The 19501-nt window shown below is 72.4% G+C and carries 15 protein-coding genes; 3 read left to right on the forward strand and 12 right to left on the reverse strand.

Going from position 1 to position 19501, the window contains the following annotated elements; genetic code table 11:
- Positions 1-55 precede the first annotated feature (55 nt).
- Both ACZ7MF_RS35090 and ACZ7MF_RS35095 read right to left on the reverse strand, forming a co-directional pair.
- Positions 56-1060, reverse strand: a complete 1005-nt coding sequence (locus tag ACZ7MF_RS35090) for a polysaccharide deacetylase family protein (RefSeq protein ID WP_471482225.1) — start codon at positions 1058-1060, stop codon at positions 56-58.
- 40 nt (positions 1061-1100) lie between these two features.
- Positions 1101-2111: a glycoside hydrolase family 11 protein gene (locus tag ACZ7MF_RS35095; RefSeq protein ID WP_471482226.1), complete on the reverse strand. Its 1011-nt coding sequence runs from the start codon at positions 2109-2111 to the stop codon at positions 1101-1103.
- 314 nt (positions 2112-2425) lie between these two features.
- Here ACZ7MF_RS35095 and ACZ7MF_RS35100 point away from each other — a divergent pair, with 314 nt between their 5' ends.
- The 3 genes from ACZ7MF_RS35100 (at position 2426) to ACZ7MF_RS35110 (ending at position 5155) form a co-directional block, all read left to right on the forward strand.
- Positions 2426-3475, forward strand: coding sequence for an LLM class flavin-dependent oxidoreductase (locus ACZ7MF_RS35100; protein ID WP_471482227.1), 1050 nt, complete (start codon positions 2426-2428; stop codon positions 3473-3475).
- Positions 3476-3651: 176 nt separating this feature from the next.
- Positions 3652-4464, forward strand: coding sequence for an AfsR/SARP family transcriptional regulator (locus ACZ7MF_RS35105; RefSeq protein ID WP_471482228.1), 813 nt, complete (start codon positions 3652-3654; stop codon positions 4462-4464).
- A gap of 34 nt (positions 4465-4498) precedes the next feature.
- Positions 4499-5155, forward strand: coding sequence for an NADH oxidase (locus ACZ7MF_RS35110; protein ID WP_471482229.1), 657 nt, complete (start codon positions 4499-4501; stop codon positions 5153-5155).
- 10 nt (positions 5156-5165) lie between these two features.
- Here the strand turns inward: ACZ7MF_RS35110 and ACZ7MF_RS35115 are convergent, their stop codons facing one another.
- The 10 genes from ACZ7MF_RS35115 to ACZ7MF_RS35160 form a co-directional block, all read right to left on the reverse strand.
- Positions 5166-5774 (reverse strand): response regulator transcription factor, encoded by a 609-nt coding sequence (locus tag ACZ7MF_RS35115; RefSeq protein WP_471482230.1) that lies wholly within the window; start codon positions 5772-5774, stop codon positions 5166-5168.
- Positions 5775-5869: 95 nt separating this feature from the next.
- Positions 5870-7114, reverse strand: a complete 1245-nt coding sequence (locus tag ACZ7MF_RS35120) for a sensor histidine kinase (protein WP_471482231.1) — start codon at positions 7112-7114, stop codon at positions 5870-5872.
- A 94-nt stretch (positions 7115-7208) separates the two neighbouring features.
- On the reverse strand, positions 7209-7856 hold the full coding sequence (locus tag ACZ7MF_RS35125) for a response regulator (RefSeq protein WP_471482232.1): 648 nt from the start codon (positions 7854-7856) through the stop codon (positions 7209-7211).
- Between the two features lie 2 nt (positions 7857-7858).
- Positions 7859-9046 (reverse strand): sensor histidine kinase, encoded by a 1188-nt coding sequence (locus ACZ7MF_RS35130; protein ID WP_471482233.1) that lies wholly within the window; start codon positions 9044-9046, stop codon positions 7859-7861.
- A gap of 50 nt (positions 9047-9096) precedes the next feature.
- Complete coding sequence (locus tag ACZ7MF_RS35135) at positions 9097-11301, reverse strand: MMPL family transporter (protein ID WP_471482234.1); 2205 nt, start codon at positions 11299-11301, stop codon at positions 9097-9099.
- 88 nt (positions 11302-11389) lie between these two features.
- Positions 11390-12283 (reverse strand): GHMP family kinase ATP-binding protein, encoded by an 894-nt coding sequence (locus tag ACZ7MF_RS35140; protein ID WP_361014996.1) that lies wholly within the window; start codon positions 12281-12283, stop codon positions 11390-11392.
- On the reverse strand, positions 12280-15591 hold the full coding sequence (locus ACZ7MF_RS35145; protein ID WP_471482235.1) for a non-ribosomal peptide synthetase: 3312 nt from the start codon (positions 15589-15591) through the stop codon (positions 12280-12282). Before ACZ7MF_RS35145 ends, ACZ7MF_RS35140 begins: the two co-directional genes overlap by 4 nt.
- Positions 15588-16829: an ATP-grasp domain-containing protein gene (locus ACZ7MF_RS35150; RefSeq protein ID WP_471482236.1), complete on the reverse strand. Its 1242-nt coding sequence runs from the start codon at positions 16827-16829 to the stop codon at positions 15588-15590. Before ACZ7MF_RS35150 ends, ACZ7MF_RS35145 begins: the two co-directional genes overlap by 4 nt.
- A complete protein-coding gene (gene argH / locus ACZ7MF_RS35155) occupies positions 16826-18295 on the reverse strand; it encodes an argininosuccinate lyase (RefSeq protein WP_471482237.1) in 1470 nt (489 codons plus the stop codon). Before argH ends, ACZ7MF_RS35150 begins: the two co-directional genes overlap by 4 nt.
- Positions 18292-19374: a cysteine synthase family protein gene (locus ACZ7MF_RS35160; protein WP_471482238.1), complete on the reverse strand. Its 1083-nt coding sequence runs from the start codon at positions 19372-19374 to the stop codon at positions 18292-18294. Before ACZ7MF_RS35160 ends, argH begins: the two co-directional genes overlap by 4 nt.
- Positions 19375-19501: the final 127 nt, after the last annotated feature.

The raw sequence follows: 19501 nt of genomic DNA on the forward strand, positions 1-19501 counted from the left end.
CCGTACCCGTGAGCCGTGTCGACGGGTACGGACCGGGGGCGGAGGGCCGGATCGGTCAGCCCGCGCTGCAGGACACGCTGGGCCAGGTCCAGTTGCCGTTGGCCTGGATGGTGGCACCCCAGTTGTCGCCGCTGCCGTTGGACCTGGCGGTCAGCGTCTGCGCGCTCGGATAGCTCGCGTTGACGTTCCAGGTCGACATGACCTTCGCCGGGGACGGCACGTTCATCGTCACCGTCCAGTCGTCGGCGCCGCTGACGGAGACGTTGAGGTTGTACCGGTCGCCCCACTTCTGCCCGGCGGACAGCGTCGCGGTACAGGCGCCGCCGCCACCGCCCCCGCCGTCTCCTCCCCCGCCGCCGCTGCCGTCGGGAGCGACCGCGCGGCCGGTCTGCGGCGAGATCATGCCGGAGCACAGTCCCTTGTTCGCCAGGGTCTGGGCGATGCGCGGTATGGCCGCGAGCGTGTTGGCGGGCCAGTCGTGCATGAGGATGACCTGGCCGTTGCCGAGCCGTGAGACGGCCTGCACGATCGCGTCGGTACTGGCGTTGTTCCAGTCCTGGGAGTCGACGTCCCAGATCACCTCGGTCAGCCCGTACTTGGCCTCGACCGACCGGAGCGTCGCGTTGGTCTCGCCGTACGGCGGCCGGAACAGCTTGGGCGTACCGCCGCCGGCATTGACGATGGCCTGCTGGGTCCGGGAGATCTCCGAATCCATCTGGGCCTGGCTGAGCTGGGTCATGTGCGGGTGGGTGTAGCTGTGGTTGGCGACCCACATGCCGGCGTCGACCTGGGCCCGGACCAGGGACGGGTTCTGGGCGGCGTACTGGCCCTGGTTGAACATGGTGGCCCGCAGCCCGTTCTGCCTGAGCGCGTTGAGCAGGGACTGGGTGGTGCCGGAGGGGCCGTCGTCGAAGGTGAGCCCGACGTAGCCGTTGCAGGCGGCGGCCTGCGAGGGGGCGACGCCGGCCACCACGGTGCCCGCGGCGGCGAGCGCGGTGACGGCGACGCCGCTGACCAGGTTGCGCAAGGGGCGTGATGACGGACGTGGTCTGGTGCGCATGCGAGTGGTTCCTCCTCACTTCTCGTGTGGGGGGGGGCGGTCAGCCCGCGCTGCAGGACACCGAGGGCCAGGTCCAGTTGCCGTTGGCCTGGATGGTGGCACCCCAGTTGTTGCCGCTGCCGTTCGAGCTGGCGGTCAGCGTCTGCGCACTGGGATAACTGGCGTTGATGTTCCAGGTCGACATGACCTTCGCCGGAGACGGCACGTTCATCGTCACCGTCCAGTCGCTGGCCCCACTGACGGAGACATTGAGGTTGTACCGGTCCCCCCACTTCTGCCCGGCGGACAGCGTGGCGGAGCACCCGCCACCGCCACCACCACCGTCGTCGCCACCACCGTCGTCGCCGCCACCCGTGCCACCGACGTTGATGTTGGAGCTGCCGCTGCTCTGGTAGCCCTCGGTGGCCATGATCATGTAGTAGTTGAAGCTGCCGAGCGGCATCCCGGCCCGCGCCCACGCGTCGAAGTGGTTGCCGGTGGTGATGGTGCCGCCGGTCCGCTTCTGCTGCCGCACGCTCCAGTACTGGTCGAAGGTGCGGGTGCCCTCCACAGAGGGTTTGTTGACGCGGGTCGTCTTGTAGATGTCGTAGGTGCCGCCGTCACTGGTGACGGTGCCCTTGTACTCGCCCGTGGGCCGGTAGGTGCCCCAGTTGTCGACGATGTAGTACTCGACGAGCGGGTTGGCCGTCCACCCGTAGAGGGTGAGATACGCGTTCCCGGACGGGTTGAAGCTGCCCGAGTACTGCACGGTCCTGCGCCCGCCGTTGGCCCAGCCCTTGCCCGCGACGAAGTTGCCGGTGTTGCGCCACGAGGTGCTGTACTGACCGCCGGAGCCCATGTTCATGGAGACGGTGCCCTGGCTGTCGGTCCAGAACGAGTAGTAGTAGCCGTTGTTGGTGCCCTCCTGGTTGGTCGTGACGACCGTGTCGGCCTGGGCGGTGCCCGGCAGCATCAGCGCGGCGAGCGCCGCCAGCGCGACGGCCCACGCGCTCCTGACGAGCAGGGTGACGGAACCGCGTCTGCGGCGCCTCGGTTGGACGAGCAGGTTCATGGGGGGTGTTCCTCTCCTGCGGGTTCGGACAACGGCGACAGTGTTGACCTGCACCCATCAAGCGTCAACAGTTTCGGTAGAAGTTTCGAAACCTTCGACGTCCCACAGGATGCTTTCCTGGAGAGGAAATTGCAGTTCATGCACCCCTCAACCCACGGCGACACACGGCATCCAGAATCCCCTCCCCACACTTGTCAGAAAGAAGGGATCATTCTTCCGAAAATTTCGAAGTCACGGTCTCTGGACAGCCGCAGCCCGGACTCACATCCTCGGTAGCGGCAGAGCACCGTTCCCCACAACGGAGGTTGGCGCTCGTGAAGTTCAGCTACGCGATGCTCCCCGACTACCCCCTGGCCGAGTCCCTGGAGTCGATCCGGCTCGCCGACGAACTCGGCTTCCACGCCTGTTACGCCGCCGACGAGACCTGGCACAAGGACCTCTGGCTCCTCTTCGCCGCGGCGGCCGGCCGTACCGACCGCATCCGCCTCGGGCCCAGCGTCTCCCCGGTGACGCTGCGCGAGCCGACCCTGATCGCCCAGGCACTCGCCACGCTCGACGAACTCTCGGGCGGCCGGGCCGAAGGCGTCCTGTCCAGCGGCAACTTCGGCCTGCTGGCCCAGTACCGCATCGACTGGGCCCGCACCAAACCGCTGTCCCGGGTCAAGGAAGCCCTGCACGTGATGCGCACGTTCCTCGACGAGGGCGCCATCACGTACGACGGTGAGTTCTTCTCCTACGACGGCCTGTTCACCTTCGCCCGCCCCGTCCAGGACCGGCTGCCCCTGAAGCTCGGCGCGATGCGGGGCCCGAAGTCCTTCGAGGCGGCCGGGGAGTTGTCGGACGGCTGCCACCACGCCCTGAGCTACACCCGCGAGGCCTACGACTACGCGGTGCGGCACATCAGGGCGGGCGCGGAGCGGGCCGGCAAGGACTGGCGTTCGCTGGACATCGGGGCCTGGGTGGTCTTCGCCACCGGACCCGACTCGGCGGCCGCCAAGGAGGCGGCGCGCAGCATGGTCGGCATCTACGCCTCCTCCATGCCCCAGGAGCAGCTGCGCCGCAACGGCGTCGATCCGGCGGAACTGAAGCCGGTCGTCGACGCGATCGGCGCGGGCGACCTGGCCCGCGGCATCGAACTGACCACCCCTGAGATCGCCGAGCGCCTCTCGGTCGCGGGCACGCCCGAGGAGTGCCGGGAGAAGATCGAACGGGACATCGCGCCCAGCGGCGTCAACCACATGATCTGCGCGATCACCGACCGCGCCCTGGTACGGGCGTTCACGGGACGGGACCTCGCCGGTGCGGCCGACGTGAACACCCAGTTGCGGCTGATCGCGGAGCGGGTGATGCCGGGGACCGGCTGAGGGGACAGGCCGGATTCGAGGACCGTTCTCAGCCACCTGCCACCTGCCACCTGCGGCGTATGAAGTTCTCATACCTGTGGGCTCGCAGGATTCACCTCCTTCTCGTGGTGCCCTCACTGTCGCCCGCCCGGCGCCGGATGCCAGGCTCACGCCATCCGGGAGAAGAGGTAACTGGCATGGTCTATCTGGACATTGGATTGCTCGGACCGTTCACGGCCTCGGTGGACGGTGTCTCCATCGTCCCCAGCGCGGCCAAGCAGCGCAGGCTGCTCGCACTGCTCGCGGTCGGCGACGGGCGGGAGATGAGCATGGCCGCCATCGCCGAGGAGCTGTGGGAGGGATGCCCCCCGGCCGGCCCGTCGGCCGCTGTGCAGACGTATGTGAAGCAGTTGCGGCAGCGGATCGCCGCCGCCGTCTCCCGGCGCACCCCGTGCGTCGATCCCAAGGAGGTCCTCAGCCGTGGGCACAGCGGCTACCGGCTCGACATGCCCGACGTACGGGTGGACGCCCGGGTGTTCGAGCGTCTGGTGCGGGAGGGTGAGCAGGCGATCGGCCGCGGTGAGGACCGGCAGGGTGTCCTGCTGCTGTCGGACGCGCTCACCCTGTGGCGCGGGCAGGCCCTGAGCGACGTGCGCTCGTCGGGCGCCCTGCGGGCGGAGGCACTGCGGCTGGACGAGGTACGGCTGGCCGCCGTCCAGTCGCGCATCGACGCCGAGCTGCGGCTCGGTCAGCACGTGCACCTGGTCAGCGAGCTGACCGCGCTCACCACCCTGCATCCGTTGCAGGAGAACCTGCACGCGCAGTTCATCGTCGCGCTCTACCGCAGCGGGCGCCCCTCACAGGCTCTGGAGGCGTTCCGGAGGCTGCGTGAGGCGTCCGTGCGCGAGCTGGGGATCGAGCCGTCACGGCGGCTCCAGGAGCTGCACCGCTGGGTGCTGACCGGTGAGCCGCTCCTTGACGCCCCGTCCTATACCCTGACCGCGTTCTAGTGGGCGGCAGGTCCCCTCGAAAGGAGGGCAGGCAATGCCGGACACGCCTGCTGACGTCGTCACGGTCCACCTCTGGTCGCTGACCGAGGACGTGACCGTCGAGCACGACGAAGGACACGACCAGGTGGTGCTCAAGAGCCGCTGGGGCCTGGACTGCGTGGACCGTCCCGGGCCCGAGGTACGGGAGGTGCTGCGGCGGATGGAGCTGGGGCCCGTGGTCCTCGCCAACGTCGCCGAACCGCACGTCGACCTGACCGAGGTCCTGCTTCCGGTGCTGAGCCGGCTGTCCCACCTGGTGGTGCGCACCCTCGGGGTGGAGGATCTGCGGGGCCCGCTGCTGTCGGTGTTGCCGTTGACGCCGGACGCGCCCCTGCCCCTGGTCTGGCTGCCGGGGCAGCGGGCGGTGCGGCTTCCGCGCGGGATGGTCCTGACCATGATGGACTCCGGGCTCTCGCTGGAGGCCGACGACTGTCCGCACCGGGTCGTGCTGCACCGGCCCGAGGCCGCGCTCGTGGTGGCCATGCTGGCCTGGCCGGTCACCCCGGACCGGGCGAAGGCGGACCTGCCGCTGCCGCTGCACGTGACCGAGGGCATCCTCCGCTATCTGGCGGCGGCGGGCATGGCGCCGCCCGTGGACGACGCCGCCCCCGGCGACACCGCGTACGGCAGCGCCACGTACGACGGCGGATGAACCGCCGGCGTCAGACCAGCCAGCCGGCGTCCCGGGCGATGCGGATCGCGTCGACCCGGTTGCGGGCGTTCAGCTTGGTGACCACCGTCGTGAGGTAGTTGCGCACGGTCCCGGTGGACAGGTGCAGGGCGGAGGCGATCTCCTTGGCCTCGGAGCCCTCCGCCGCACGGCGCAGCACCTCCGTCTCCCGCTCGGTCAGCGGGCTCTGCGCACCGCCCCACGAGGCGAGCGCCAGCTTCGAGTCGATGACCCGGTGTCCGGCGACGATCCGCCGGATGGCGTGCGCCAGTTCGGCCGGTGACTCGTCCTTGAGGAGATAGCCGTGCACCTCGGCGGCGAGCGCCCGGCGCAGGGTGCCCGGGCGGCCGAGGCTGGTGAGCATGAGCGTCTTGCAGCTGGGCAGGCGTTCCCGCAGCTGGACGGCGGCGCTCAGACCGTCCAGGCCCGGCAGATCGATGTCGATCACCGCGACGTCGGGCCTGACCCTGAGGGCCGCGTCGATGATCTCGTCCCCACGCTCCAGTTCGCAGACGACTTCCAGATCCCTCTCCAGACCCAGAAGCGCCACCAGCGCCCCCCGGACCATGTTCATGTCCTCGGCCAGCAATATCCGAATCATCGCGGCGCGCCCCCCTTTTGGCACAGCGATCCGTCGCGGCAGCTTATCAACCCCGTTGAGAGCGCAAACAGTTCGTCGTCACGCCGCCGACCGGGTCACGCCGCCGACTGGCTGTCGCCCGCCCGGCCTTCCCACTCCGCGTCGGCCGCGCCGCCGGGACTGCGCTGTTCGGGGACGCGGGCCACGACCCGGAACGTTCCGTCGTCGTTCTGCTCCACGCTCAGGCTGCCGTCGACGGCGCGCAGCCGGGTCTGCAGGTTGCCCAGGCCGCTTCCGCTGTGCGGCGAGGGGTCCCGATGGCCCTTCGCCGCACCGTCGTTGACGACGATCAGCCGCACCTGGCCGGCCTCCCGTTCGGCGGCGATCTCGCAGAACGTCGCGCGGCTGTGGCGCAGTACGTTGGTGACCGCCTCGCGGAGCACCGTCGCGAACACGGTCTCCAGTTCCTGGTCCAGCCGCCCGGTCCGGACCCGCGCGACGACGCGCACGTCGGCGGCGCTGAGCACGGACTGGGCCGAGCCGACCTCGTCCTCGAGGGACATGTCGCGGTAGCCGCTGGCCACGATGCGCACATCGGCCAGCGACTGGCGGGACATCGTGAGGACGTCCTTGACCTCGGACTTGGCCCGGGCCGGGTGCGCGGGCAGCAGGCGGTGGATCAGTTCGCCCTTGAGCGTGATCGCCGAGAGGCTGTACCCGAGCAGGTCGTGCAGGTCGCGGGCGAACCGGAGGCGTTCCTGGGTGACCGCGACGCGGGTCAGTTCACCGCGGGTCTCGTGCAGGACGCGGATCAGGTCGGCGAGCCGGGTGAGGCCGAAGATCACCAGACCGGTCAGCAGGGTGGACTGGACGTAGTAGAACGTCTCGACCACCGGCAGGTCGACGAGCAGGGGCGGGGCGAGCATCGAGGCGCCCACCACCCCGTACAGGAGCCAGGCCTGCCGCGGCGGCAGGAGGAGCAGGAGGGAGCCCGCGAGGAATCCCGCCATCGAGCCCCACTGCGTCCTGAAGACGAGGAGGGGGAGGTAGGTCAGAAGTGCCTGGACGCCCAGGGTCAGGGCCTTCTGGCGGCTGGACGCGAGGTGAGCACCGGGTCTGGAGTGCAGCACCTGAAGTCCGAGGATGCCGAGCAGGCACAGGGTCGCCGCGGCCACCGCGACGACGGAGGAGTGTGAGCTGAGGATGTTGAGCAGGGTGATGCTGGAGTAGCACAACAGGGCCGCGAGGAGCACGAACCGGCCCAGTCGGGGGGCGGGGAGGGTACCGCTGCTGCCGGGCGCCTCCTCCGGCTGCCCAGGGTCCTCGACCGCCTCGCGCAAGGGTGTGTGACGGTACGTCATGTTCGAATCCCCTCTCGCGCAGCCCCGTCCCCGCTGTGGAGCATAGGCGAGCAGGATGTGGATCACCTATGGGGTTGCCGAACCTCGGACGGGCTCAGGAGCGCACGAGCAGTCCGCGTTCCAGGGCGACCACGACGGCGCGCGTGCGGTCGCTGACGTCGAGTTTCGCGAAGACCCGCAGGAGGTGCGTCTTCACCGTGGCCTCGCCGATGACCAGGCGGCGGCCGATCTCGGCGTTGGACAGGCCGTCGGCGACGGCGTGCAGCACGTCCAGTTCGCGGGCGGTGAGCGCGACCGGCTCGGGGCGGCGCATCCGGGCCACGAGCCGCTCCGCGACCTTGGGCGCGAGGACCGTCTCACCGCGCGCCGCCGAGCGGATGGCGTCGGCGAGCTGCTCGCGGGTGGTGTCCTTGAGGAGGTAGCCGAGGGCGCCGGCCTCCACGGCTCGTTCGATCTCCGCGTCCGTGTCGTAGGTGGTGAGGATCAGCACCCGGGTGGCCACGGGAAGGGCGACGATCTCGGTGGTGGCGGCCACCCCGTCGAGCACCGGCATGCGCAGGTCGACCAGGGCCACGTCGGGGGCGAGCCGCTCGACGAGACCCACGCCCTCGCGGCCGTCGCTCGCCTCGCCGACGATCTCGATGGTGGGCTCGTTGGTCAGCAGGGCGATGACGCCGGCGCGCATCACGGCGTGGTCGTCGACCACGACCACACGGATCCGGCTGTTTGCGGTGTCGGTCATGGTCAGTCCTGACTGTGCGTGGGAAGGCTGGCGAGAATACGGGTGCCGTCCCCGAGGGAGCTGGTGACGGCGAGTTCGCCGTCGAGTTCGGCCAGCCGCCGGCGCATGCCGTCGAGGCCGAAGCCGTGGGACTCCTCGACGAGGAAGCCGCAGCCGTCGTCGGTGATCTCCAGCTCGACGACACCGGCGAGTTCGGTGAGGATGACGCCGACGGTGGAGGCGCCCGAGTGCTTGCGCACGTTGGCGAGCGATTCCTGGGTGCAGCGCAGCAGAGCGACGCGGGTGCGCTGGTCCAGTTCCATGTCGCGCAGTTCCGCGGTGACGGTCAGGCCCGTGTCCTGGACGAAGCGGTCCAGGGTCCGGCGCAGGGTGGTGGCCAGGGAACCGGGTGCGACGCCGCTCTCGGGGGCGGAGCCGACGAGCACCCGGGCCTCGGCGAGGTTCTCCCGCGCGGTCTGCTCGATGGAGGTGAGCTGTTCGACGCAGCGTGCGGGGTCGGTGACGGTGGCGGCGCGGGCGGCCTCCGCGAGCACCACGATGGAGGCGAAGCCCTGGGCGAGGGTGTCGTGGATCTCCCGGGCGATCCGTTCACGCTCCTCGGCCGCGCCCTGCTGCTGGTACACGGCCACCAGTTCCTCCTGTGTGACGGCGAGTTCGGCGGTCAGTTGCTCCTGGCGTTCGTTGCTCTGGCCGACGAAGCGGTGCACCCACAGGCCCAGGCCCAGGCCGACGCCGTAGCCGACCATGGTGAGCACGACGTTGCCGGTGAGGAACTGGGGGCTCCAGCCCTGGCCGAGCGTGCTGCCGAGGACGGTGAGGACGGCGGCGGCGCCGCTGAGCGTGCCCGCGTCGCGCGGGGTGCGGGCGAAGAGCCAGAACTGCGGCAGGGACACCAGGTAGAAGGCGGCCCCGCCGTCCAGCAGGTAGGACGTCCCGCCGAGGACGAGGCCGAGGACGGCGAGGTAGGTGCGGGGCCGCAGGACGGGGTTGTCCGGCCGGCCGATGAGGGCGAGGTGGCACAGCGCGATCAGGGCGAGCAGGCCGAGGACCCAGTACCTCCGGGCCGGCGACGCGTCGAACACGGCGACGGCCGGGGGCAGCAGGCCGAACAGGAGCCAGCCTGCCGAATACCATCCGCGGATGCGGTCCGGAACGAGCCGGTCGCCCGGCTGCTGCTGCCACTGAGCCACGGTGAGTCACCTCGCTCACAAGGGAGTTGCGGGGCCGACGGTCGAGTCGATCAGTTTACCGACTCCAGGGTGCGGGGGGCCGGTTCGGTGCTGCGCAGGGCTCGGCGCACCGCCCGCGAGGGCCACCAGTTGGCGCCGCCGAGCAGGAGCATCATGGACGGCAGGACCAGCATGCGGATGACGAAGGCGTCCAGGAGGACGGCGACCGCGAGGCTGAAGCCGATCTGCTTCATCTCGATGATGTGCAGGGCCGCGAAGCTGGCGAAGACCGTGACCATGACCACGGCGGCGCTGGTCACCACGCTCGCCGAGCTGCCGATGCCCTCCATCACGGCCTGGCGGGTCGGGACTCCGCGCAGGGCGGCCTCCCTGATCCGGCTGATCACGAAGACCTGGTAGTCCATCGACAGGCCGAACAGGATCACGAAGAGGAACAGCGGGACGCGGGCGCCGATCGAACCGGTGGAGGTGAAGTCGAGCAGGCCCTCGGCCCAGGTGTGCTGGAAGACCATGACGAGCACGCCGAGCGCGGCGGCGGCCGACAGGAGGTTCAGGACGATGCCGACCAGGCCGAGGACGACGGAGCGGAACGCCCACACGGTCATGGCGAAGGTCACCAGGAGCAGGGCGCCGAGGATGAGCGGCAGCTTCTTCTCCTGGTGGACCGGGTAGTCGGCGTAGCGGGCGACGTCACCGGTCACCGCGGTCTCGGCGCCCTGCACCCGGCCGACGGTGTCCGGCAGGTACGTGTCGCGGATGTCCTTGAGCGAGGACTGGGCCTCGTCGCTGCTGACGTGGTGCGGGACCTGCAGCTGGAGCATGCTGATCCGCTTGTCGGGCGACGTGCTGAGCCGGGAGTCGCCGCTCAGTCGCGGGTCGTCCTTGACGTCGGCGGCGAGTTCGCGCAGGGCGGCGGTCACCTCGGGCGAGCGGTCGGCGTCGGCGCGGACGACGACCTGGTGCATGGCCTTCAGCTCCGGGTAGGCCGCGTTCAGCCGGTCGTAGACCTGCATGGCCTCGATGGTGCGGGAGTGTGTCTCGCGGCCCATGTCGGTGAGGTTGAGGCCGAGGACCGGGGCGGCGAGGGCGAGCATCGCGGCCACGGCGACGGTGAGCGTGGCCAGGGGGTGCTTGCCGACGGGGCGCAGCGCGGCGGCGGTCAGGCGGCCGGGGCCGGCCAGGTGCGTCTTCTGCTTCTTCGGTGCGAGCCCCCGGGCGGCCCGGCGCTCGGCGCGGCGCTCGGCACGCATGCCCAGTTTGGCGAGGAGGGCGGGCAGTGCGGTCAGGGAGCTGACGACGGCGACGAGGGTGACGACGATCGCGCCGGTGGCGATGGACGAGAAGATGACGTCGTCGGCGAGGTAGAGGGTGGCGCTGGAGACGGCGACGGCGAGACCGGAGACGACGACGGCCCGGCCGGAGGTGGCGGCGGCGAGTTCGACGGCGGCCTGCGGGCTCAGTTTGCCGCCCGCGCGGGCCCGCTCCTCACGTTCGCGCTTGAGGTAGAAGAGCGTGTAGTCGACGCCGACGGCGAGGCCGATCAGCAGGATGATGTTGATGCCGATGCCGTTGTCGGGAAAGACGTGCGAGGCCACCATCGACAGGCCGACGGCCGCGGCGATCGAGGACAGGGCGAGCAGCAGCGGCACGAGGGCCATGGCCACGGAGCTGAAGACCAGCAGCAGGGTGACGAGGGTGACCGGCAGGGCGATCATCTCGGTGCGCGCGAGGTCGTCGCCGCGCAGCTTGTCGACGCCCTTGCTGATGGACGGCGATCCGGTCTCCTCGACGCGCAGCGAGGGGTTGGCCTTCTGCACGGCCTCGGTCTGCTCGATCAGCGGGTCGACGTGGTCCTTGCCCTCCCGCTCCGGGGCCTTCATGGTGACGGAGACCCGCACCGCCGTGCCGTCCGCGTTGCGTACCGGGTCCTCGACGGTGAGCACCTCGGGCAGCGCCGCCATCCGGGCGGCGACGTCGGCGGCGGCCGAGTCGGCGGCGGCGATGTCGATCTTTCCGGTGCCCGGCTTCGCGGTGATCAGGACGTGTTCGACGGGGCGCTGCTGTAATCCGCCGTCGGCGGCGATCGCCTCGCCGCGTCCGGCCTCTCCGATGCGGAAGTCCTCGGTGCTCGCCTCGTTGGTGCCGACGGAGATGCCGACGCCGAGGCACAGGACCACGAACACGAACCAGCCGACGATGCCCCGCCAGGGGTGGACGGCGCTCCAACGAGCCATGCGTACGGTGAGATTCTTCATGGCATCCATGCTCTTCGTCCGGGGTGTGGTGCCGACAGCGGCGACCGGTTGAACTTCGGGTCCACCGACTGGTGGACCCCCCTGCGGCTCAGTGGAAGCTGAGGGTGTGGAAGACCGTCACGTTGCCCTCCAGCTCCCGGCACCGCTGCGCGGCGGCGGCGAGCCGGCCCGCGCTGTCGGGCGCCGTGGTGTCCAGCAGGATCCCGAGCGAGGTGCCGCTGTGTCCGACGACGACGCCGAGGCCGCCGACGTCCTCGCAGACGCGGATCATGGGCTCCAGTGACCTCTTGTGGCGCAGTACCTGGTTCATCCGGGCGCTCTCGGTGGCCACCCGGCCGGCCTCGGCCAGGTCGCGGCGGGCCACCGCGCGCGTGATGCGGTCCAGGAGGCGGGCGTACTGCCGCCGGTCGGCCGTGGTGAACGGTTTCGGTATGGCGTTGAAGGCGACCGTGTCGACGGCGCCGCCCTCGTCGATGCCGACGACCGTCATGGGGGGCAGCGAGCCGAGTTCCGCGCGCAGCCGCACGCTGCGGTGGTGGAAGGCGACGATCGCCGGGTACAGGACGCCGTCGGTCGGTTCGATCCTGGCCAGGTACGACTCGATCCGGCGGGGCGGCATGGGTTCGCCCAGGGCGTTGGCGACGGCCCGTGCCGTGGCCACCAGGTCGGCGGAGGAGCTGGCCAGGCCCTTGCCCTCGGGCAGGGTGCTGTCGATGACCAGCGTCCCGCCGCCGGGTCTTCCGGCGTCGTCGAGGATCATCCCGGCCAGCCGCAGCGCCTTCTTCTTGTGCCCCGGTTCCACGGTCACCCGCGCGCGGTCCGGGGTGAGGACGAAGCGGGCCGTGGACCAGCGGGCCACCGGCAGGGTGACCAGGAAGTCTCCGTCCTCCTCGGGCAGCGCGCCCTGGAGCAGTTCACCGAAGGTGCCGAAGGCGGTGCTGACCCCCGTGGCGGCCACCTGGCGGTAGTCGGTCGTGGTCACGTGCGACTCCTGTCCTCGACGGGTCTGTCCCGCACGGGCGTGCGGGTGGTCGCCGCCCGTATCCGGGCCGCGCTGAGGGCCGGCCGGGTGGCGACGAAGTAGGGTCCGCCGTCGTCGAGTTCATGGAGCGTGACGCGCTCGGCGAGGGCCCGCCAGGCGCCGACGGCACGCGCCGCCTGCGCGGTCTGCGGGTCGTCGCGGGCCACGACGACGTCCACGGGGGCGGCCAGGCGGTGCGGCCGCGGCTGTTCCTGGAGCCGGATGAGGTGCCGGTGGGAGGTGTCCACGTCGTGTCGGTAGGCACGGTCGGCGACCTCGGCCCGCTCCGGCTGGTACCCGTCCAGTTCCACGTAGGCGTGGCCGCCGCGCAGCCGGCCGAGCAGTGTGCGCCGGTCCAGGGCCGCCAGTTCGGCGAGTTCGGCCCGCAGCACCGCCGCGTCGGGCAGCAGCTGGGCGCCGAGGAAGAGGCGTTCGACGGGCCGGCCGGCCGCCTCCAGGAGCCGCGCGGTCTCCAAGGCGGCGGCGGCGCCGGTGCCGTGGCCCCACAGCAGGACGGGCGAGGTGATGCGGGCGAGGATCTCGTCGCCGGCGCGGCGGCCCAGTTCCGGCACGTCGAGCAGGGGTTCGTCGGGGTCGGCGAAGTCGTGGCCGGGCGGTTCGGCCCCGTACACGGCGATGCCGTCGCGCTCCAGTTCCCGTGCGAGCGCACGGTAGTTGACCGCGTTCCCGGCGGCGTAGGGGAAGCAGACCAGGGTGTGGTGCGGGCTGCGCACCGGAAGCAGGGGATGCAGCAGCCTGCGCCGGTGCGGGCGCCGGGACGCGCCGGGGTGGCCGCGGGTGAGGGCGCGGGCCAGGTCGGCGAGGACCGGGTGGGCGACGAGGGTGGCGAGGGTCAGCCGGCGGCCGAGGTGGACGAGGAGCCGCGCCGCGGCCAGGGACGTGCCGCCGAGCGCGAAGAAGCTGTCGTTCCGGCCGATCCGTTCCAGGGGGACGCCGAGCACTTCGGCCCAGGCCACGGCGAGACGCCGTTCCTCGGATGTGGCCGGAGCGGTGCGGGTGGCACCGCCGTGGCCGAGGGTGCCGGCGAGTTCGGCCAGGGCCGTCTTGTCGACCTTGCCGTTGGCGGTCAGCGGGAGCCGTTCGAGCCGGTGGCAGTAGGTGGGCACCATGTAGTCGGGCAGCAGCCCCGCGAGGAAGTCGCGGGCCCGCGCGGCCGTGTCGTGGGTGGCCGGGTCCGTCTCGTCCGTGGTGAGGAAGGCGACGAGGGTGCGGGCGGCGCCGGGGCCGCCGTCGATGACGACCGCGACGTCCCGCACCCCCGCCATGGTCGCCAGGTGGTGCTCGATCTCGCCCAGCTCGATGCGGTAGCCGCGGATCCGCACCTGTTCGTCGTGGCGGCCCAGGAACTCCAGGCGGCCGTCGGGCAGCCAGCGGCCGAAGTCCCCGGTGCGGTACATGCGGGTGTGGGCGCGGAAGGGGTCGGGGACGAAGGACTGCCGGGTGCGTTCCTCGTCGTTGATGTAGCCGCGGCCCACGCAGACGCCGGAGAAGGCGATCTCGCCGGTCGTGCCGAGGGGAACCAGCTCCAGGTTGTGGTCGAGTACGTAGGTGTTGACGTTCGGCAGTGACTGCCCGAGCGGCACGAAGCCGCGCCCCGGGACGCCGTCCAGGACCTCGTGCATGGTGTCGTCGCAGACCTCGGTGGCGCCGTAGGCGTTGACGAGGCGGATGCCGGGGTGGGCGGCGAACCAGCGGCGGACGAGTTCAAGACCGAGGACCTCGCCGGTGACGGAGAGGGTGTGCAGGGCGCCGAGATCGCGCGGGTGGCGCTCCAGGTGGCGCAGCAGGACGTCCAGGTAGGCGGGCAGGGTCTGGGCGACGGTCACCCTGCGGTCGACGAGTTCGTCGAGGAACCCGGAGACGTCGAGCAGCACGTCGGTGTCGATGATGCGGGTGGTCGCGCCGGCCACCAGCGGCGCCGCGAACTGCCACAGGGAGATGTCGAAGCCCGCGGACGCGGTCTGCGCCACGACCTGGCCCCGGCCCGCCGCGAGCCCCATGTCGCCGATCTTCGCGCGGAGGTGGTTCAGCAGGCCCGCGTGCTCGCACAGGGCGCCCTTGGGGGCGCCGGTGGAGCCCGAGGTGAAGTAGATGTAGGCGGCCTGTTCGGGAGCGGGCGGTTCGGGCAGCGGGCCGTCGGGGCCGGTCGCCGTCCCCTCGATGGTCACGACCGCGGGCCCGTTGCCCTCGAGTTCGGCGGCGGCCTTGCGCACGACGCTCTCGCAGCGGCGGTCGGTGAGGGCCAGCACGCAGACCGACTCCCGGAGTTGGACGGCCACGCGTTCCACGGGCAGCCCGCCCGGCATCGGGAGGTACACGGCGCCCGCCTTGAGTACGCCGATGGCGCCGGCGATCCAGTCCAGGGTGCGGTCCATGACGACGGCGACGACGTCCTCGGCGCCCGCTCCCGCCGCGGTCAGCAGCCGTGCGACGCGGTCGGAGCGCGCGTCGAGCTCCCGGTAGGTCCAGGTCCGGTCGCCGTGGGCGGCGGCGGGGGCGTCGGGCCGTTTGCGCGCCTGCTGCCGGAACAGGTCCACGAAGGTGAGGGCGGGCAGGTCGACGCGGGGACCGGCGAGTTCGTAGAGCTGTGTCGCGGTCTCCTGCGGGGAGAGCAGGCTCCGGCGGTCGTGACGGGCCGACGGGTCCTCGGCGAGCAGGCGCAGGGCGGCCCGCTGGTATCCGGCGAGGCGTGCGGCGTGGTGGCCGTCGAAGGCACCGAGGTCGTACGTCACGTGCAGGGTGAGGCCGCCGGGGTTCCGCGCCCACGCGAACCGCAGCACGGGCCCCGGGCCGGTGCCGGGGGTGCCGGTGGCGAGCCCGGTCAGGTCGAGCACGGCGTCGAGCGCGGCATCGGGCGCGGCATCGGGCGCCCCGGCCGTCGCCTGCGGTGCGGCGGCGACGGCCTCGCTCAGCCCGGCCCAGGTGGAGGGGTCGACGGTCAGCCGCAGGGCGCGCGGCGAAGCCCCCCGCTCCGGCGGTACGTATCCGGAGACGACGCCGCGCTCGGAGGTGAGGGTGGCCAGCACGCGCGCGTGCGCGGTGAGCAGGAGGACGGGCAGGTCGGTGCCGAGGGCGCGGGCGGTGTGCTCCAGGCCGTCGACCAGGTCGCGAGGGATGTCGCTCCGGTGGGTGCCGACGCCGGGCCCGCCCGCGTGCGGGGCGCGCCAGCGCGGGACGGCGGTGGTGAACTCCGGGGTGTGCGGGCGGGCTTCGTCGGGGGCCCGGCCGGAGTGGCTCGTCGCGGTCATGGGGTGGCGGCCCTCTCTCGTGATGGGTGCGGGGCGGGGACGGGCGCCACGTCGATCTCGATGAGATCCGCGGCGGCCACGGCGCGGCGGACGGCCTGCAGCGGGGCGGGCGCCGCGGCCACCACGCAGGCCAGCCGGTCCTGGAACGAGTGCGTGATGCGCAGGTCGCGGCCGGGTGCGGTGGTCGCGCGTGCGGCGAGGACCCCGGGGGCCGCCGATGCCGCGCGCAGTCCCCGTACGGCCCTCACCCGGCCCTCGTGGGTGGCCCTGACGAAGCGCACGGCGGCGTGGCCCGCGCCGGGCTCGGGCGCGGCGGCCGGGAGGCCCGCGGCACGGGCCACCACCGCGTCGACCAGGTCCACGCCCAGAGCGGCCCGCACGGCGACCGGGATCATGCCGCCCGCCAGGCGCGGGTTGACCTCGATGACGACCGGGCCGCCCGCGGACCAGCGCAGTTCGGTGTGGGCGGCCCCCCAGCCGAGGCCCAGCGCGGACAGGGCGTGCAGCGCGGTCTCGCCCAGGGCGTGGGTCGTGGACGGCGGGGCGGCGGCGGGGACGTCGTGGCCGGTCTCCACGAAGTACGGTGTCGGGCCCACGTGTTTGGCGACCACCGTGACGACCTCGCCGTCGAAGGTCTCGACGGAGAACTCCGGCCCGTGCACCGCCTCCTCCACCAGGATGCGGGCGTCGGTGCCGTCGTCCAGGAGCCGCCGGGCCCACCGGCGGGACTCGTCCGCGTCGCGGCACAGGCGTACGCCGACCGAGCCCGAGCCGCTGACCGGCTTGAGCACGACGGGGTGGCCGAGGGACTCGGCCGCGGCTACGGCCGCCGCGGCGTCCGCGACGGCCTCGAAGGCCGGTACCGGCACCCCCGCTTGGCGGAGCCGTTCCCGCTGTACGTCCTTGGCGCGGCAGTCCGCCACCGCGGCACCGTCGGGTCCGGGCAGTCCGAGCGCCGCGGCGGCGCGGGCGGCCGTCGCGACGTAGTACTCGGAGCTGGAGGTGACGCCCGCGAGGCCGCCGTCCGCGGCGAGGCCGGTCAGGGTGCGCAGCACGGCGTCCGGGTCACAGGTGTCCAGGAGCCGGGTGTCGACGGCGTCCTCGGCGGCGTAGGGGTAGCGTCCGGGGTCGCGGGCGAGCAGCACGGGCCGCAGGCCGCGGGCGCGTGCGGCGGCGCAGAACTCCCGTCCCGTTCCCGTGGTGTTGCTCTCCACGAAGGCCATCCAGGTGCCGTTCATCGGGTGCCTCCCGGCGCGTACCGCGCCACGATCGCCTGTGCCTCGGCGTCCAGTCGCCGGCGTGCCTGTCGCTGCCGGGCGCGGTGGGCGGCGGCCCAGTCCGCCTCTTCGCCCAGGCGGCCGAGCAGGGTGTCCAGCGCCTTGCCGCACTCCCCGGGGCCGCCGCCGCGGTTCAGCTGCGCGACCACCTCGTGCAGTGCGGCAGGGGGTGTCCGCGGTCCCTCGGGCGTCGGCGCGGCGAGTTCGGTGGCGCCGGACTCGACCGCCCTGCGCACGGCGGTGCCGACGGTGTGGTGCGCCGTACGGAACGGGACGCCCTGCGCGACCATCCGGTTGGCGACGACGGTGGCTGTCACGAAGCCCTCCTTGGCGCGGGCCTCCATCCGCTCGGCGGCCGGGCGCGCCCCGGAGACCAGGACCTGGCCGAGCAGGATCGCGTCCCGCACGGCGGCCAGGGCCGGCCAGGCCGCGGAGACGGCTTCCGTACCGACCTCGATGGAGTTGGTGAACGGGGTCGACTTCATCGCCGAGGCCGCCGCCGTCCACGCGCCGATGGCGAGGGCCGCCTTGGCCTTGACGTGTTCGAGCAGGAACGCGTTGCGCTTCTGCGGCATCGCGGAGCTGCCCCCGACGAGCCGTTCGGGGAAGTCGACGAAGCCGAACTCCTGGGTGCTCCACAGCTGCAGGTCGGTGGCGAGCCGGCTGAGGGTGACCGCGGCGGACGCGGTCACGGCGAGCCCGCGCAGCAGGGTGTCGCGGGCTCCGACCGCGTCGGTGGCGTGCAGCGGCGGTGCCGAGAAGCCCAGCAGGACGGCGGTGCGCTCCGGGTCGACCCGCAGGTCGGTGCCGGCGACGGCGCCCGCGCCCAGGGGGCAGCGGTCCAGTTCGCCGACCGTGTGCCGCAGCGCCGCGAGGTCCCGGTCCAGGGCGGCGGCGATGCCCGCCAGGTAGTAGCCGTAGGTGACGGGCATCGCGGGCTGGAAGTGCGTGTAGACGGGCATGACGACGTGGGCGTACGCGCGGGTGCGGGCCAGGAGTACGCCTTGCTGACGCATCAGCTCCCCGTGCAGGCCGGTCAGTTCGTCGCGCAGCCGCATCGCCGTCACGGTCGCCTTGATGTCGTTGCGGGAGCGGGCGGTGTGCAGCCTGCCGCCGACGTCGGGCCCCAGTTCGGCGGAGAGGTGGCCCTCGTACATGAGGTAGGCGCCGCGCGGGGCGTCCAGGCCCTCCAGTTCCCGGAAGCCGCCGGCCCGCAGCCGCCGTACGGCGTCGATGAGCCGGGCGGCGGCCTCGCCCGGCAGCAGGCCGTTCTCGGCGAGCATCACCACGTGCGCGAGGTCGACGGTGGTGATGGGTTCGAGTTCGCGGCGGATCTCGCCGGGGCTCTGCTCGCCGTAGACGATGCGGCGGGTGCGGGGGGCGAGGGTGCCGGTGAGGCGGCCGGTGTCCTCGCCGCGGCCGCTCACGACAGGGCCCCTTCCGGGAGCGCGGCACCGGGCGCGGCGGCGCGCGGGACGGCGCCGGGTACCGCGTCGTAGGACCGCCGTCGCCACACGAGCCGGGACCAGCGCTCCCCCACCGCCCCCGGGTCGGTGACCCGCGAGGGTTCGGCGGGCCGGTCCGCGGCCGTGTGGCCGCCCGCGGCGAGCCAGGCGTCGTCGTAGACCGTGGCCTGGTAGCGGTAGCCCTCGTCGGGGAGCATCACCACACACGTGCGGTCCGGGTTGCGGTCGGCCCACCAGCGGGCGACCTGGTAGGCGGCGCCGCTGGTGGGGCCCTGGAACAGGGCGTGCCGGGCGTGCAGTGCCCGGGTGCTGGCGTAGGCCTCCGCCGCGGACAGCCAGTGCACCTCGTCGAAGACCGGGTGGTCGAGGTTGGCCGGCCACAGGCTGTTGCCGAGTCCGCGCAGCTCGCGCGGGCCGTCGGGCTGGCCGAACAGGACGCTGCGGTGGGTGTCGACACCGAGGGCGACGGTGTGCGGGGTGTGGGCGCGCAGGGCGCGGGTGGTGCCGCACATGGATCCGCCCGAGCCGACCGGGCCGACCAGGCAGTCGACGGTGCCGAGGGTGCGCCGCAGCTGGTCGGCGACCGTGCCGTACGAGCGGGGGTTGTCCGGGTTGCTGTACTGCTCCGGGCAGAAGCTGTCGGGAAGTCCGGCGCGGATCTCGGCGAGCCGGTCGAGCCGGGCCGTCTGGAAGCCGCCGACCGGTGCGGGCTCCCGGCAGATCTCGACGCGCGCGCCGAGGTCGGTGAGCCTGCGGTACAGGTTGGCGTCGATGGCCGGGTCGCTGACCAGGATCAGCTTCCGCCGCATCAGGGCGGCCTGCATGGCCAGGGCGAGTCCGAAGGTGCCGGAGGTGGTCTCCACGACGACCGTGTCGTCCCCCAGCTCACCCCGCTCCTCGGCGCGTCGCAGTATGTAGTGGGCGGGGAGCAGCTTCATCAGGGTGAAGACGGCGCCGTAGAGGTTGGGGCCGATCCTGATGAGGCGCGGCATCATCGTCGCCTCGGTGATCGAGGGGTACGTCGAGGTGGCCGGAGGCATGGTGCTCCTGGGTTCGCGGGCGGACACGAGGTTCCTTCGGGAGAAGGCGAGGGTTCCTTCGAGGGGAGGCGGAGGCGTGCGGGGAACGCCGGCCGCTCCGGGCGGACGCTCCCGTACGGTCCATGCT

The organism is Streptomyces sp. NPDC111628 (assembly GCF_055635195.1).